Annotated in this window: 14 protein-coding genes; 7 read left to right on the top strand and 7 right to left on the bottom strand. The window is 60.5% G+C overall.

The window, feature by feature from the left end; translation table 11 throughout:
* The 5 genes from AU465_RS37090 to AU465_RS07260 form a co-directional block, all read left to right on the top strand.
* Positions 1-2,862: DUF5801 repeats-in-toxin domain-containing protein (locus tag AU465_RS37090; protein WP_192245372.1), on the top strand; the 2,862-nt coding region annotated here is incomplete at its 5' end.
* A 72-nt stretch (positions 2,863-2,934) separates the two neighbouring features.
* Positions 2,935-3,303 carry a hypothetical protein gene (locus AU465_RS07275; RefSeq protein ID WP_192245370.1) on the top strand — a complete coding sequence of 123 codons (369 nt, stop codon included), beginning with the start codon at positions 2,935-2,937 and terminating at the stop codon, positions 3,301-3,303.
* A 230-nt stretch (positions 3,304-3,533) separates the two neighbouring features.
* The gene (locus AU465_RS07270) at positions 3,534-4,736 is read left to right on the top strand and encodes an ABC transporter substrate-binding protein (RefSeq protein WP_192245368.1); all 1,203 of its coding nucleotides are present in this window, start codon (positions 3,534-3,536) and stop codon (positions 4,734-4,736) included.
* Between the two features lie 49 nt (positions 4,737-4,785).
* Entirely contained in the window at positions 4,786-4,938 is a 153-nt protein-coding gene (locus tag AU465_RS07265) for a hypothetical protein (RefSeq protein ID WP_192245366.1), read from the top strand.
* Positions 4,939-5,075: 137 nt separating this feature from the next.
* On the top strand, positions 5,076-5,969 hold the full coding sequence (locus AU465_RS07260; RefSeq protein WP_192245364.1) for a phosphatase PAP2 family protein: 894 nt from the start codon (positions 5,076-5,078) through the stop codon (positions 5,967-5,969).
* Here AU465_RS07260 and AU465_RS07255 read toward each other — a convergent pair.
* The 7 genes from AU465_RS07255 to AU465_RS07225 form a co-directional block, all read right to left on the bottom strand.
* Positions 5,949-7,040, bottom strand: a complete 1,092-nt coding sequence (locus AU465_RS07255) for a phosphatase PAP2 family protein (RefSeq protein ID WP_192245362.1) — start codon at positions 7,038-7,040, stop codon at positions 5,949-5,951. The genes AU465_RS07260 and AU465_RS07255 overlap by 21 nt on opposite strands.
* Entirely contained in the window at positions 7,040-8,080 is a 1,041-nt protein-coding gene (locus AU465_RS07250; protein ID WP_192245361.1) for a phosphatase PAP2 family protein, read from the bottom strand. The genes AU465_RS07255 and AU465_RS07250 overlap by 1 nt, the downstream gene beginning before the upstream one ends.
* Before the next feature lie 124 nt (positions 8,081-8,204).
* The gene (locus AU465_RS07245) at positions 8,205-8,750 is read right to left on the bottom strand and encodes an A24 family peptidase (RefSeq protein ID WP_192245359.1); all 546 of its coding nucleotides are present in this window, start codon (positions 8,748-8,750) and stop codon (positions 8,205-8,207) included.
* A complete protein-coding gene (locus AU465_RS07240; protein WP_192245357.1) occupies positions 8,747-9,295 on the bottom strand; it encodes a tetratricopeptide repeat protein in 549 nt (182 codons plus the stop codon). The genes AU465_RS07245 and AU465_RS07240 overlap by 4 nt, the downstream gene beginning before the upstream one ends.
* Positions 9,296-9,347: 52 nt before the next feature.
* Positions 9,348-10,304, bottom strand: coding sequence for a type II secretion system F family protein (locus AU465_RS07235; RefSeq protein ID WP_246505909.1), 957 nt, complete (start codon positions 10,302-10,304; stop codon positions 9,348-9,350).
* Positions 10,305-10,312: 8 nt separating this feature from the next.
* A complete protein-coding gene (locus AU465_RS07230) occupies positions 10,313-11,284 on the bottom strand; it encodes a type II secretion system F family protein (protein ID WP_192245355.1) in 972 nt (323 codons plus the stop codon).
* Positions 11,284-12,669, bottom strand: a complete 1,386-nt coding sequence (locus AU465_RS07225; protein ID WP_192245353.1) for a TadA family conjugal transfer-associated ATPase — start codon at positions 12,667-12,669, stop codon at positions 11,284-11,286. The genes AU465_RS07230 and AU465_RS07225 overlap by 1 nt, the downstream gene beginning before the upstream one ends.
* A gap of 497 nt (positions 12,670-13,166) precedes the next feature.
* Between AU465_RS07225 and AU465_RS07220 the strand changes: the two genes are divergently transcribed.
* Together AU465_RS07220 and cpaB are read left to right on the top strand one after the other, a co-directional pair.
* Positions 13,167-13,379, top strand: a complete 213-nt coding sequence (locus AU465_RS07220; RefSeq protein WP_192245351.1) for a Flp family type IVb pilin — start codon at positions 13,167-13,169, stop codon at positions 13,377-13,379.
* Positions 13,380-13,475: 96 nt separating this feature from the next.
* The gene (cpaB, locus tag AU465_RS07215; protein WP_192245349.1) at positions 13,476-14,513 is read left to right on the top strand and encodes a Flp pilus assembly protein CpaB; all 1,038 of its coding nucleotides are present in this window, start codon (positions 13,476-13,478) and stop codon (positions 14,511-14,513) included.
* Positions 14,514-14,555: the final 42 nt, after the last annotated feature.

Raw genomic sequence — 14,555 nt, 5'->3', positions numbered from 1 at the left:
TCGGCCTCGGTCGACGACGACGGGCTTGCCGGCGGCAATCCCGCGAGCACGACGGGCGACATCGCGGTTCCGAACACCGACGGCGACAACAATGAAGCAACGTTCTCGGGCACGCTCGGCGGCAGCCTCGGCGGCGACGGCGCAGGCGCCAACGGCTTCTCCTTCGCCACCCTCAACAACACCACCGGCACGGTCGGCCAGGAGAACGTCTCCTACAGCTGGGATGCCGGCACCAACACGCTGACGGCCACCACCACCAGCGGAGACCGCATCGGCACCGCTCTGTTCACCGTCCATGTGACGGATCCGGCGACCGGCGCCTACACGGTGACGCTGCTCGACAACGTGCTGCAGGCGCAAGGTCCGAACGACGAGAACAACGCGACGGTCAATCTCGGCTATGTGATCACCGATGCGGACGGTTCGACGGCACCGGGCACGCTGACCATCACCTTCAATGATGATGCGCCGACCGCTTCGGTCGGCACGGTCGCGGACGCGGCCATCACGCTGATGACGCAGGACGCCCAGACGATCGGGCCGGCCTCCGACACGGCGAGCGCGAGCTTCGCGGCCGCCTTCCTGGCGGCGGTGACGCCGAGCTACGGCGCCGACGGCGCCGGCTCGACGGTGATCAGCAACTACACGCTCAACGTCACCAACTCGGCCTCCGGCCTGACCAGCCAAGGTGAAGCGATCACGCTGACCAAGGTCGGCAACGACATCGTCGGCTCGACCGCCTCGCATGGCGAGATCTTCAGGATCTCCGTCGATGCGACCGGCACGGTGACGCTGACCCAGTCCCAGCAGATCGACCACCTGCCCGAGAGCCTCGACACCACCAACAACAACGCCCATATCGACCTTGGCAACGGCCTCGTGACGCTGTCGGCGACGGCGACGGTGACCGATGGCGACCACGACCAGGCGACCTCGACGGTCAGCACTGATCTCGGCGGCAACATCGGCTTCGACGACGACATCCCGTCGCTGACGGTAACCGCAGCTCCGGCGACCAAAGTCGCGCTTGACGAGACAGCGACCTCGAGCGGCGTCGCCACGATCGACACCGGCGCAATCGTGAAGGGCGACGATCCCGATGTATCGGGGTCGGGCTACATCTCGACGGCGACGAGCGTCGGAGCGCTGGTGACGGTAAACGCGGCGTTCGGCGCGGATGGCCCCGCGGCCTCGGGGAGCACCACCTACGCGTTGACGGTGACGAACGCCAGTTCGGGCCTGACGCTGACGGACGGCTCGGCGATAAACCTGCAGCAATTGGCCAATGGCACGGTTGTCGGTGTCGTGTCGGGCGGCGCCTTCGACGGCCAGGCGGCTTTTGCGATGACGATCAACGCCGCGACAGGCGCGGTCATGGTCGAGCAGTATCTGTCCCTGGACCATCCGGCCGAAGCAACGGCCGCCAACAGCTTCAATAGCTATGACGAAACCCTGACACTAGCTGCCGGCAGTCTCGGCGTGACGGTCACCGTCACGGACGGCGACCACGACATGGTGAAGAGCAACACCGCCGACGTGTCGAACCAGATCACCTTCGACGACGACGGGCCGACCTTCACGCATATCCAGAATGCGATCGTCGCCAATCAGGACAACAACGTCGCGACCGGCACGCACGACCTTGCCTTCGGTGCCGACGGCGAGACGTCGATCGAGATCACACCGCTCACCAACATCAGCGGCGTGACATACTTGCCTGTTGTCCACAATGTCGACGGCTCGTCGGACCTGATCGCGCAGGTAAACGGATCGAATTTCTTCGATCTGAAGATCAACCCGGACGGCACCTATACGTTCACCTTGATCGAGTCCCGCCCTGTTGCCGACCAGACATTCGATTTCAGCGGCGTGTCTGGCGGCGCGAGCACCATACAGTTCACCTTGGGAGATGCTACGTTCAAGGCGGTTGATACCAATAACAATGGCAGTATCGGCAGCGCCGAAGAACTGAAACCGACGAGCAACGGCTTTGGCGTCCAAAATGGAAATCTGGATGTGGGAGAGCAGTTCCAGATCAACTTCGCTACAGGGATAGACAAGCTGAACTTCTTTGTCGAGCATGAGGCCGCTGGCGCCTTCACCATGACCTGGAAGACCGACACCGGGCTTACGGGCACGGCCACGACCAGCGTCGACGGCTTGCTCACCATCAATCCGACAGGTGATTTCAACTCCATCACGTTCACCGTTACGGAGGGCAAGGCCAAGTTCGACAATTTCGGTTACTCGAAGCTTATCCTGCCGTCGGATCAGACGTTCAACTTCTCGGTGTCCGGCGTGGACGGCGACGGCGATCATTCCGCGGCGCAGACCCTGTCCGTCACCACTTTGGGCGAACACCCGGCGGGTACTCCGATCAACGGAACGGCGGGCGATGACGCCATATCGGGCACGTCCGGCAACGACACCATTTCCGGGCTTGCCGGCAATGACACGCTCTTTGGTGGTGCGGGAGCCGACCAACTGCTCGGCGGTGACGGCAACGACATCCTGATCGGCGGTCTCGGCCAGGATACACTGACCGGCGGCGCGGGCGCCGACACGTTCAAGCTCGACAGCCTGGACATCAAGGATCTGATCACCGACTACCACGGTGCCGGCATTGGCGGCGAGGGCGATAAGATCGACCTGACCGCTCTGTTCGACACGACGGGGGGGGGCAATATCGGCGACTACGTGCACTATGACGCCGGCACGAAGACGCTGAGCGTGGACACCAACGGCACCACCGGCGGCGCCAGTTTCGTGGATGTTGCCGTGCTGCAGAACGGACCTGCCGCCGGCACGATCAACATCCTTTACGACGACACGAACCACGTACAGCATACAACCACGATTTAGTGCTTATGCGTGGCCACACCCCCGTGCTATGCATTAGCGAAGCATGAATTGGTAATTTGGAGAGGGACTTACATGAAGCGTGGTGCAAGATTTCTGGCTTCGGCCGCGGCGCTGCTCCTGGCCGGGTCGACGGGCTTTGCCGCCGACATTATCGGCGAGCCGGCGGTGAACTATTGCCGCACCGTCGGCACTTCCGACCTGGTGCTGACCGACAACATGGTCGAGCTCAAGGACCGGGTGGTGAAGCTGATGGACGACTCCATCGCCGTCGCCGACAGCCCGGAATGGATCAACTCGTCGCGCCCGGCCTTCGTCTGGGCGTCGGAAGCCAAGGTCGCCTGCGGCAAGGCCTATGGCTACCTCAAGACGAACTACAAGGACGAGGACTACCTGAACAAGTGCGAGTGCTTCCACGACCGCATGGTCGAGTACATGCACTGAGCTGACAGGCGCGCCGACCGGCTGTGATGATGGCCATGAGAGCCTGGGCGGAGGCGGCCGCCTCCGCGCGCCCGGCGCCGGTTGCCATGCATGCCGGCGTGGCGAGGCATTTCCGGAGCAGGTGTTTACGAGGCTTCGAGCAGTTCATCGTTTCATGGAAACGCCGAACTGCTCCAACTATTTGTCTTTACGCAATTCCGGACGGAAAACCGCTGCGCACTTTTCCTGGAATGGCTCTGGCGCTCGCATTCGTCGTTGTCGCGGCGGCCTCCGGCTGCCAGTCGAAGAACGGCGCATCGGAGGTGCTGGATCCCTCGGCGATCGCAGCGCCGGCAAACCAGGCCGGCAGCCCCGCCGCCGCGCCCGCGCAGCTGACCGCCAGTTCCGCAACCACCGCCCCCAAGGGAAATCTGACGCTCGGCACCGGCTCGACGAAGATAACGATGCTGCTGCCGCTCTCAGCCCCCGGAAGCGCGGGCGAGAACGGCAGGAAGATGTATGACGCCGCGCGGCTTGCGATGGCTGATCTCGGCGACAAGCTGGTGACGCTGACGATCGAGGACACGCGCGGCGACAGCGGCTACGCCAAGGACCTGGCGGTGAAGGCGATCACCTCGGGCGGCGTGAAGATCGTCATCGGCCCGGCCGAGCTTGCGGCGGCGCAGCAGCTTGCCAAGCTCTCCGGCACGCAGCGGCCGCCGGTGCTGGCGCTGGCCGACAATTTCGCCGGCGGCCCGGGCGTCTATTCGGTGCGGCTCAGCGAGGCCGACAGCGCGGCCGCGGGCGCGGCAGCGGTCGCCAGCAAGGGCGCCAAGAAATTCGTGCTCATGGTACCAGCGGGCGCGAGCGCCGGCGCCGTCGAGGCCAGGGTCACCAACGCGCTCAGCATTTATGGCGCGACGCTTGCCGTGACGCTTCCCTATTCGGCGTCGGACGGCGCGAAGGTGGTGTCGGACATGGGCTCGCTGGTCGAGGCGCCCGACGCCGTCGTCGTCGCCAGCGGCGACGGCAGCCCGACGGCGGTGCTGGCGGCGCTGAAGGCGAAAGGCATTCCGGGCAAGGCCGTCAGCCTGGTCGGCACCGACCGCTGGCTCGAGCGCCCGATCGATCCGCTCTATGAGGGCGCCTATATCGCGACGCTCGACCAGAGCGAGACCGGACCGATCGCCGATCGTTTCAAGGCGACCTACAATTATCAGCCTGACGTCAACGTCGCCTACGCCTACGACATGGTGGCGCTGTCGGCCGGCATCGCGAGCTCGGTCGGCCCGAACGGTTTCTCCAAACAGGTGCTGGAAAATACGAGCGGCTTCCGCGGCTCGACCGGCCTGTTCCGCTTCCGCGCCGACGGCTCGAGCCAAAGATCGATGCCGTTTTTTAAGGTGGAAAAGGGTAAGCTGAAGCTGGTGGAGAAACAGACCTCGGGGTTTTGAATTTCACTGGGGTGGTGGGTCGTTGGATTTTCTTAGAAAGCTTCTCATTTTGGCTGTTGTCGGCGCGGTGGGGGCCGGTGCCGTCGCGCTTATCGAACGGCTGATGTTCGATGCGCCGAGACCAGCCGTCTCCGGCGAACCGCCACCTCTGCCCGTCATCAAGAAAAAGCCGGTGCGGCAATGGAAATGGCGCCTGACATAGCTGCGGAACGATCGCGGCTCTCAGCTTCCGCGAAGCTCGCAGTCTTTTGCCTGTGCTATGCCGGGCTAGCCGCCTATCTGTTCCCCAACACCTATTTCGCTGCATTGGGCACGTCCAGGCTGAGGCTGCTTTATCTCTTGTTGCCCTTCCTGATCCTGATCGGGCTGGTCGTCGCGGCAATCATCAGCCAACCACGGGCTCCAGCAAGCTGGCTGCGGCACAAACTGGCGTCACGCGGCCTGGGCGCAACAATCACACTTGGAATTTTCATACTCTGCCTGGCCGCATTCACTGCGTTCAAGCACCAATTCTCGCAGATGGTGCCGTTCTTTGCCGATCAGATCCTGGCAAGGCTCGACGCCGCCATGCATTTCGGCGATCCGTGGAGATGGGCGCGCGCCCTGCCGATCCCAAACATCGTGGATCGGGCGCTCTACATCCTTTATTCGCAGCTTTGGTTCGTTGTGCTTGCCACTGTCGTCGTCGTGGCGGCCTGGCTCGACGACGCATCAAAGCGCCAGCGCTATTTCCTGTCGCTTATCACCTGCGCAGTCGTTCTGGGCGTGGCCGTGAGATTGGCGGCATCGTCGGCCGGGCCGATTTTTTACGACCGGCTGTTCGATCCGGATATGTTCGAGGATCTTATCCGATCGCTTAAGGCAAGCGATGCCGGACCGGACACCCTTCTCATCACCGATTACCTTTATTCGTCGTATACGACCCACAAAGCCTCGATAGGGACAGGCATTTCAGCGATGCCCAGCTTCCACGTCGCTGTTGCCGTGCTGAACGCCCTTTTCCTTTCGAGCTTGAATCGACGGGTCGGCGCCGTAGCGTGGATCTATGCAGGCATAATCCTCTTCGGCTCAGTGTATTTCGGCTGGCACTATGCAATTGACGGTTACTTCTCGATCATCGCGACCGCGGTGATATGGCGCTGCAGCAGGCGCTGCATCACAGGCGCCACGGACCCGTCGAGATGGGGGGCCCTGAAGCAAGGTCAGCCGAAATCAAGATCGGATCTCGTATAACTTCCCGTAGCCATTGCCTGGATTTTTTGAAAGCCGCCGCGCCAGGATCCAGATGACCGGCGTCGCCAGCATGGATGCGTAGCCGTCAACGGCATAGTGCCAGGCCAAATGCACGGCGCCCAATTGAATGGCGATCAGGAAGATCACGCCGGCCCAGCGCAGTACCCCGCCAAAGCGCCACAGATAGATCGCGTTTAGCGTAGCCACGGCTACGTGGAGCGAAGGGAACGCTGATATGCCGCTGCCCAGGCGTGGCCCATCGAGGGCGGCGTTGGCAAGAAGATTCCCCTGTGCGTGGAGAGCCCACACCGGATAGACCGCGTTTGTCTCCTGAAGGTAATTCATCAGTGGGGAGAACGTATCATCGCCGTAGAAAGGTATGATGAAAGCAGGTCCGACCGAGGCAAAAATGGTCGCTGCGGCGTTTCCCAGAAGCACCCAGGTCAGGACAAACGCCACCAGATATTGCGACCGAAGACGCTTATCGCCTGTCGAGAACGTGACGCAAAACAGCACGACGAGCATCACCACGAACCAAAGATTGTAGAGAAGGTTCAGGGCAAAGGTCAGCAGCCCGGCTCCGAGGAGAGGGTGCAATGTCCTCCAGGCGTCCTGGCCGCCATGGATCATCCTGTCGACGGCGATAATTGCGGAATCGGCATAGAAGGGCACTATCCTGCTGAGGCCGCCCTTCATGCTGGTGAAAAGAGAAAAGAAGACAGGCAAGGTCAAGGCAACCGGCAAACCTATGACGAGCCGGTTGGGCAAGTCGTTTTCCAACAAGCGACGGACCAGACGAGGAAGCAGTCGCTCCGGCCGTTCAAGCATGACCCGCGTCGCAACGATGGCAAAGAGGATAAACGTAACTCCGCCCCCGAATAGCAGGAACGGTTCGCTGTAGATCTGAGGATCGAGTGGAATTTGCCAGTAGCTCGCAGCAAAGGCGACCGCCACAGCGTAAGCCGCCACGGTCACGAAGAACGGCCGGTTGGCGTGCCAGGCCTCCGAACAGACATGTGCAAGACCGACCATCGGCATCTTCGGAGTTCTCGAGAAGAGCTTGGCGATCATTAAGCCTCTGGGCGCACGCAGTTTCTCGACAGCCAACCGGCGGCGGCCCAGATGGCGGATGTTGCAAGGATTGAAACATATCCATCGACAGCATAGTGCCAGCCCAGAAGCACCGATCCCAGTTGGATAGCGATTAGAAACGCGATGCCGCCCCACCGCAGCACGCGGCCGAAGCGCCAGAGATAGATCGCGTTCAAGGTCGCGGTAGCGACATGAACCGATGGAAAAGCCGAAATGCCGCTGCCCAGGCGGGGGCCATCAAGCCCGGCATTTGTCAGCAGATAGCTCTGCGTATCCAGCGCCGAAACGGGATAGGTGATATCGGTCGCCTTAAGGTAGTCCATCAGGGGAGAAAACGTACCGTCGCCGTAGAAGGGCATGACGAATGCCGGTCCGACTGAAGCGAAGGCCGCCGCCAAAACGTTGCCTAGCAACACCCAGGTGAGGACGAACGCGACCAAAAACTGGGAACGCAGCCGCTCGTTCCTGGTGGAAAAAACGACGCAAAACAAAACGATGAAAACCTCAGCGAACCAGAGATTGTAGAGAACGTTCAACGAGAAAGTAACAGGGCCGAAGCCAAGCAGAGGATGAAAAAATCTCCAGGCATCGATCCCGCCATGAATTGCCCTGTCGACCGCAGTCAGGGCCGCGTCGGCATAGAATGGTTGAATCTTGCTGATGCCTCCCTTGATGCTGGTGAACACCGAGAAAAAGATCGGGAGAACGAGCGCAACCGGCAATCCGACTATAATTCGGTCCGGCAGCCTGTTAGAAAGCATAAGATTCTTTATGGCGCGCAACGGTTGCACCGGCCGCTCAATGATCAACCGGCCGGAAACCACGACAACAAGAATAAGAGTTACTACAGACCCAAAAAACAAGAAGTTTTTATTGTACAGTTTTACGTCGATGACAATTTTCCAATGCGCCGCAGCGATCAGCGCGATAAGAATATAGGCAATTACCGTCACGAAGAATGGCTGATTGGCGCGCCACGCCGCCGAACTGCTGCGAACCGCCAGCCTCGCTATTGACATCGAAGGACCCCCCGGACCTAAACGCTAGAGCGGTTCACCGTTTCTCGGAAGCCGAACCGCTCTATCTCTTTGTTTTGACGCAACTCCGGACGGAAAACCGTTACACACTTTTCCTGGAATTGCTCTAGTTAAGCTGCTGCAGTACCCCCGAGCTGCTGGCCAGCATCACACCGCCATAGATCTGGAACAGGATTGCGCAGATCGCGGCGGCCGAGATCGGCACGCCGAATGGCACGACACCTTTCCTGTCCATGTGCTGAACGTAGAGACGGAACGCGCCCGCCGGCAGGAGAAAGGGGTTCTTGACCAGTGCCGCGGTTGCCAGCGCGAAGATCAGCAGGAAAATCGTGAACACGACAAGGCCGTTTCCGCCAATCAGAAGCGGCACGGCCGCCATCAGCTTCACGTCCCCGGCGCCCAGCTTGCGCAGGACCCAAAATGGAAACAGCGCCACGAACAGCAGGACACAGCCGATCCCGCTCAGGCCCATGTCCCACCATGATCCGGTCTGCACGGACACAAGCTGGAGCGAACCGAGACCGAGGCATATCAGCAGCAGCACGTCACGGTTGGCAATCTTCTGCGTCGTGAAATCGGTCCAGGCGATCTTGCCAAGGAGCGGGATGGCCAGCGCCCTAAGCAACAGCGACGCGGCAAGCAGAAGGCTCATGACCGCTCTATGTTTTGCACACTGGACGACAGCAGCTTCAGATTATTGGCCACGGTCGGATCGTTGGGCGCGAGCTCATAGGCTTTGAGGAAATTCGTTCGCGCTTCCTGCAGCTTGCCGCGCAGCAGATAGGAGTAGCCCAGGTTGTTGTAATATTCCGGCGTCGCGCCGAGCAAGCGATAGGCCCGGCCATAGGCGAGGTCAGCAAGGTCGAAGCGCCGGATGCGGTCGCAGGAGGCGGCAAGACCCAGCCAGGCGACCCCGTCATTAGGCGCCAGCCGCGTGGCTTTATAGAACAGAGCGCCGGCATTGCCGTAGTTCTCGGAACGGAACTGGGTCTTGGCCTCGGTAACCGCCTGGTCCGATGCATAGTAGTCGACATCGCTGATCGTTTTCAGCCCATCGAAGGTATCGCCGAAGGCGGTGTAGTCGCCTTTTGCAGGCTCGTTGGTGCGCACGACGCCGGTGGTGCCGTTCGTCTGGCAACCTGCAAGAAAGATAAGCAGCAGGCTGGTCGCGAGTGCGAGGCGCTTTGGCCCGGTCATTTTGTGTCCCACGAGTCCCCGAATCTCTTTTATAAGCTAATCATCTGATCGGCTAGAAGAAAATGCCCTTCATGCGAATGATGACCGGTAGCATAATCACCATCATCACCACAGGGAAAATGCAAAGCCCCAGTGGAATCATCATTTTGACGGGCAAAGAATTGGCGCGCTCTTCCGCCTGGAGAATACGCTGGTCGCGCATCTCGGCGCTATAGACGCGCAAAGCCTCCGTCAGGCTGGTGCCGAGCTCTTCCGACTGCCGGAAGAGCACCGCCAAGGCCTTTGCCTCCTCCAAGCCGATACGATCGGCAAGCTCGCGCAGCGCCTCGCGCAATGGCTTGCCGGCGCGTAGTTGCAGATTCATGATCGAGAGCTGGATGCCCAGCCATTTATGAGTGCCGGCGAGTTCGTGGCTGACCCGCTCGACCGCCGCCTCCAGGCTCATGCCCGCATCGGCGCAGGTGATCATCATGTCCATGAAATCGGGAAAGGCGCGACGATAGATCTGCTTCTGCGTGTTCTCGAAACGATCCAGCATGATGCTGGGTATGACGACGCAAGCCAGACCGAGCAGCGCGGAGCCGCCCAAAGCAATGAAACCGGGCAGTCGCGGGGGCAGCACCCACGACAAGAGCGCATACATGATCAGAAAGCCTGCACACACACAGGCGAGGCGACTAAGGGTGTAAATTAAAGGTGCGCTCTTCTGATAGAAACCAGCGCGGAACAGCTTCGCCTCAAGCGCGTCCGGCTGCATGTGTTCCTTTTCAACCGCCCTGAAGTAGGCATCGATCGGCTTCTGCGCTGCAAGCCTGGCGCGCTGATCCTGGCCAAGAATGGATCGCGGGTCGACCGAGCCCTCGCCCAAAAGGCTGTCCGAAACGAGCTTCCGGGTCTGCATTGCGGGCATGAAAACCAGCGCCGCGAACAGGAACAAAGCCACCGCCGCCGCGAAAACGGCGAGGGAGACCAGAAGGGTCAGGTCGTTCATGTTCGAAAGCAGGTTCATGGTCACTCCTAGAAGTCGAAATTGACCATGCGATACATGATGTAGTCGCCAAGCAACGCCCATCCGCCGAAGACGGTGAACACCGGAAAGATGACTGGATTATGCCAGATCTTTCCATAGTACGACGGCGCAATGACCTGCAGTATCAGGAACATTGCGACCGGGAACAGCGAGATAACCCAGGCGGAGACTCGCCCTTCGGCCGAGAGCGCCCTGATCTTCATCCGCAACTTTTGCCGTTCGCGAAGCACGGAGGAAAGATTGGCGAGGATCTCGGTAAGGTTGCCGCCGGTTTTCGATTGGATCGACAAAGAAACCGTCAGCAAATGCAGTCCCTCGAAACCCACGCGTTCCGACAGCTTTCTTACGGCCTGCTCCATGCTGAGCCCGAAGGTGATTTCGTCGGCGACGATGCCGAATTCCGTTCCGAGCGGGTCCGACATCTCACGAGCGACGAGGCCAATGGCAACGGAGGCCGGGTGCCCGGCGCGCAGCGACCGAACTATCATGTCCAGAGCATCGGGGAGTTGCTTGGCGAACTTCTGGATTCGCTTGCTGCGGGCGCGCCGAAGGACAAGAAGCGGCAGGATGAAACCGACGACCAGGAAGACGATAAGGGCTCCAGGCTCGGAAAGGCCGATGAGAAACCAAAGCAGCAACGCCAAAGTGAGGCCCGCGAGGACAAAGCTGGCAGCGAAGGTCAGCGGATTCCCGGTGATTCCCGACTGGGTATAGAGCCTGTTCAGCCAGACCAGGCCGAAGACAAAGTCCCCGGAGTCGGTCAGGCCGCGTTCACGCAATAGGCTTTGCAACGTCTTTTCCGCCGGCGCTTCATCGGCCAGGCGACGAAGCCTGTGATTGACCGCGGCGAAACGTGAGCGCCGACTGGCGAGCGAGAGATAGAAGGCTTCACCGGCTAGAATGACGGAAGCCGCCGCAACGGCGTAGATAAAATAGAGAAGCGCCTGTCCAGTCAGCATCACAAGGCAACCTGCGGGTTGAAAACATCCTTGCCAAAGTGGAGACCAAGCGTGGCGGCCTCGGCGGCGAACCGCGGACGAACCCCGGTCGCGCGAAACTCCCCTATGATCGATCCGTCGGCGGCCACATCGCGTCTGACAAAGTGATAGATTTCCTGCAACTGGACGACATTGCCTTCCATACCCGTCAGCTCCGAGATGGAGACCACACGCCGGCCGCCATCGGAAAGGCGTTGCGTCTGCACGATGATGTCGATTGCGGAGGCGATCTGAGCGCGGATGGACTCATGAGTCATCGGCATGCCGGCCATGCCGACCATCTGCTCCAGGCGCGATATGGCATCGCGCGGCGTGTTGGCGTGGATCGTCGTCATCGAGCCTTCATGGCCGGTGTTCATGGCCTGTAGCATGTCGAAGGCCTCCTCGCCGCGCACTTCGCCGACGATGATGCGATCCGGCCGCATGCGCAGCGCGTTCTTGACCAGTTCGCGCTGGCGGACTTCGCCCTTGCCCTCGACATTGGGCGGACGCGTTTCCAACCGGCCGACATGCGGCTGCTGCAATTGCAGTTCCGCAGCATCCTCGATGGTGACCAGGCGCTCCTTGGCGGGAATATAGCTCGACAACGCGTTGAGCAGCGTCGTCTTGCCGCTGCCGGTGCCGCCCGAGACCAGGATCGATTTGCGCGCCTGCACGGCGATCCGCAGCATGTCGATCATCGGCTGGCGGATCGAGTTGAATGCCATCAAGCGTTCGAGCGAATACGGATTTTTGGAGAATTTTCGGATCGACACCAGCGGGCCGTCAACTGAGATCGGCCGCACCGCGATGTTGACGCGCGAGCCGTCGTCGAGACGCGCATCGACCATTGGCGACGATTCATCGACGCGCCGGCCGATGTTCGAGACGATCTTGTTGATGACGCGCAGAAGATGCGGCTCGTCGCGAAAACGGATCGAGGTTTCCTCGATCGCGCCGCGGCGCTCGATGAAGACGCGTTCATGCGTGTTTATCATTATATCGGTGATCGAGTCGTCCTTGAGCAGCGGCTCGATCGGACCCAGGCCCAACATCTCGTCCGCCGTATCGCTGGTCAGCTGATCGAGCTCGCGCGCGTTGAGCGGCACATTCCGACCACGCACGAATTCGCGCACGATCGGCCGGATCTCACTGAGGATCTCATCCTTCGATGCATTCTCAAGGGTGGCAAGATTGAACCTGTCTATGAGATGGCGATGCAGGTCTACCTTGAGCGACAGGAAATCGTCGGAAGCTGGCTCCGCCGGGGCCGGCTGTACGACTGCCGCGCCATTCGCCACCACGGGCACGGCCGTTGATTGCGGCGTGCGCTGCTCACTCGGCCCTTTGATGAAGCGACCCAACATGGCGCTGACCCCCTGCCAATTTCCCCCAACAGCGAAACTAAGCGTTAACCACAAGGGGCACAAGCGGCGTAGAGGACACAGTGGAAGTATTACTTCCGACATAGTTAAGAAAACCGCATTGGAGAAATCGTTTTATTTTTCCCTGCTCCTGACGCACCGACCAAAGTCTTAGGACCTCCGTCACCTCAAAGGCACCTGTTCGGGTAAATTGCCAGATATAGTGACTTATGCATGATCCCTAATGTTTTGGAACCCTCGGCCGAACGAGGCAGAATTGTGAACGAATGGTTAAGATCGCTTGAAAAATGAAGCGAATCAAGCTCTTGTGAAAAATGAGAAACCTTCGGATCGAGTATTGAAAGGTTAACGGACTGTTAATCCGTTTGACTCGGCTTTTTTGCGGGACAAGGATTGAACGTGACGGGGGATGCTTGGGTATGGGGTTCATTCCTTGGCTCTGTCTCGTCGGGTTCAAACCTCCAAAGGGAGAAATTGGCATGAAAAAGCTCATGACGATGACCCGGCAGTTCCGCGACGACGAAAACGGCGCTGCTATGGTCGAATATTCGATCCTGATCGGCATCATCGCGGTCGCCGCGATCGGCTTCATCATTGGTATCGGGGGCTGGGTGACGGGCCGCTTCTCGGGTCTGTGCAGCGCCATGGACAACTCCGGCATCGGTTCCTGCGCCAGCGGTGCGGGTTCTTGATCGTTTGAAGAAAATCAGGCCCGGGTTGTCCAAATCCGGGCCTGCATTCAATCGTGGCGGGGCGTATCCCGCGTTATTGGCTCGGGGCTTGGGGTTATGCGCGCCAACACACTCATTATGATCGTTCTGGCCGGCATATTCGGTGTGCTGGCGGTCGTTCTCATCAATATTTGGCTGGCGGGCCAGCGCAATGCGCTTGCACAATCCAACGGCGTGCAAGCAGGCAGCATTGTGGTCGCGGCAATGCCGCTGAAATTCGGCGACACGCTGAGCGCCGACAAATTGCGCGAAATCGCATGGCCGGTCGGGGCGGTGCCGACGGGGGCCTTCAAGACAGTAAAAGAGGCCCTGGCCGGCAGTGGGACGCGTCAGGCCCTGCAGCCGATCAGCGTCAACGAACCGGTTTTGGCCAGCAAGATCACCGGCGCCGGACAGCGCGCCACCCTCTCGGCAGTGCTCGCCGAAGGCATGAAGGCCGTTTCCATTCGCGTGAACGACGTGCTGGGCGTTGCCGGATTTGTCTTCCCTGGTGACCGGGTGGATATTCTCCTGACCCGCAGCGTGCGCAGCGACCAAGGCGCCGACAAGAGTTTCGTCGACGTGCTGCTGCAAAGCGTGAAGGTGCTTGCCGTCGACCAGGTCGCCGACGAGAGCAAGGAAAATCCGCAAGTGGTGAAAGCGGTGACCGTTGAAGTGAGCACCAAGGATGCGCAGAAGCTGACTCTAGCCGCCGGCGCCGGCCAGTTGTCGCTGGCGCTCCGTCAGGCCGCGGGCAGCAAAGGCGAGACGACCGAGCGTGTGACGCTCGCCGATCTGACCGGCGACACGCCGGACGATGTCGCGAAACGTCAGGCAGAGCTCGACAGGCAGAAGGCTGCGGAGGAAGCGGCGGCAGCCGAGGAGCGCAAGCGCGCCAACGAAAAGATCGACGGGCTCGCCCAGGCGGTAGACCGGGTGGGCAGCAAGCTCGATCAGTTGAGCAAGGTGAAGCCGGCTGTGGCGCCCGCACCACAAGTGCAGGAAGTTGTAAAGGAAGTAGTTAAATATGTGCAGCCGGAGCCGCCGGCCCGCGCTACAATCGGCGTCTTCCGGGGCGTGAAGCTCGAAACGTATGACGTGCCGCGCCAACGTTAGAAACGCCCGGCAAACGAGGGGCTGCCAATTGGCAGCAGTGGG

The sequence above is a fragment of the Mesorhizobium silamurunense genome, from assembly GCF_014843905.1.
Taxonomy (GTDB): Bacteria; Pseudomonadota; Alphaproteobacteria; order Rhizobiales; family Rhizobiaceae; genus Mesorhizobium; species Mesorhizobium silamurunense.
The sequence above is the reverse complement of the archived record's forward strand: the minus strand, read 5'-3'. Positions and strand labels throughout refer to the sequence as shown.

Excerpts from the sequence above, each read along its gene's own strand:
- AU465_RS07240 (WP_192245357.1), bottom strand. The coding sequence starts at position 9,295 with ATGACCGGGCCAAAGCGCCTCGCACTCGCGACCAGCCTGCTGCTTATC.
- AU465_RS07250 (WP_192245361.1), bottom strand. The coding sequence starts at position 8,080 with ATGTCAATAGCGAGGCTGGCGGTTCGCAGCAGTTCGGCGGCGTGGCGC.
- AU465_RS07255 (WP_192245362.1), bottom strand. The coding sequence starts at position 7,040 with ATGATCGCCAAGCTCTTCTCGAGAACTCCGAAGATGCCGATGGTCGGT.
- AU465_RS07235 (WP_246505909.1), bottom strand. The coding sequence starts at position 10,304 with ATGAACCTGCTTTCGAACATGAACGACCTGACCCTTCTGGTCTCCCTC.
- AU465_RS07220 (WP_192245351.1), top strand. The coding sequence starts at position 13,167 with ATGAAAAAGCTCATGACGATGACCCGGCAGTTCCGCGACGACGAAAAC.
- cpaB (WP_192245349.1), top strand. The coding sequence starts at position 13,476 with ATGCGCGCCAACACACTCATTATGATCGTTCTGGCCGGCATATTCGGT.
- AU465_RS07270 (WP_192245368.1), top strand. The coding sequence starts at position 3,534 with ATGGCTCTGGCGCTCGCATTCGTCGTTGTCGCGGCGGCCTCCGGCTGC.
- AU465_RS07225 (WP_192245353.1), bottom strand. The coding sequence starts at position 12,669 with ATGTTGGGTCGCTTCATCAAAGGGCCGAGTGAGCAGCGCACGCCGCAA.
- AU465_RS07230 (WP_192245355.1), bottom strand. The coding sequence starts at position 11,284 with ATGCTGACTGGACAGGCGCTTCTCTATTTTATCTACGCCGTTGCGGCG.
- AU465_RS07275 (WP_192245370.1), top strand. The coding sequence starts at position 2,935 with ATGAAGCGTGGTGCAAGATTTCTGGCTTCGGCCGCGGCGCTGCTCCTG.
- AU465_RS07245 (WP_192245359.1), bottom strand. The coding sequence starts at position 8,750 with ATGAGCCTTCTGCTTGCCGCGTCGCTGTTGCTTAGGGCGCTGGCCATC.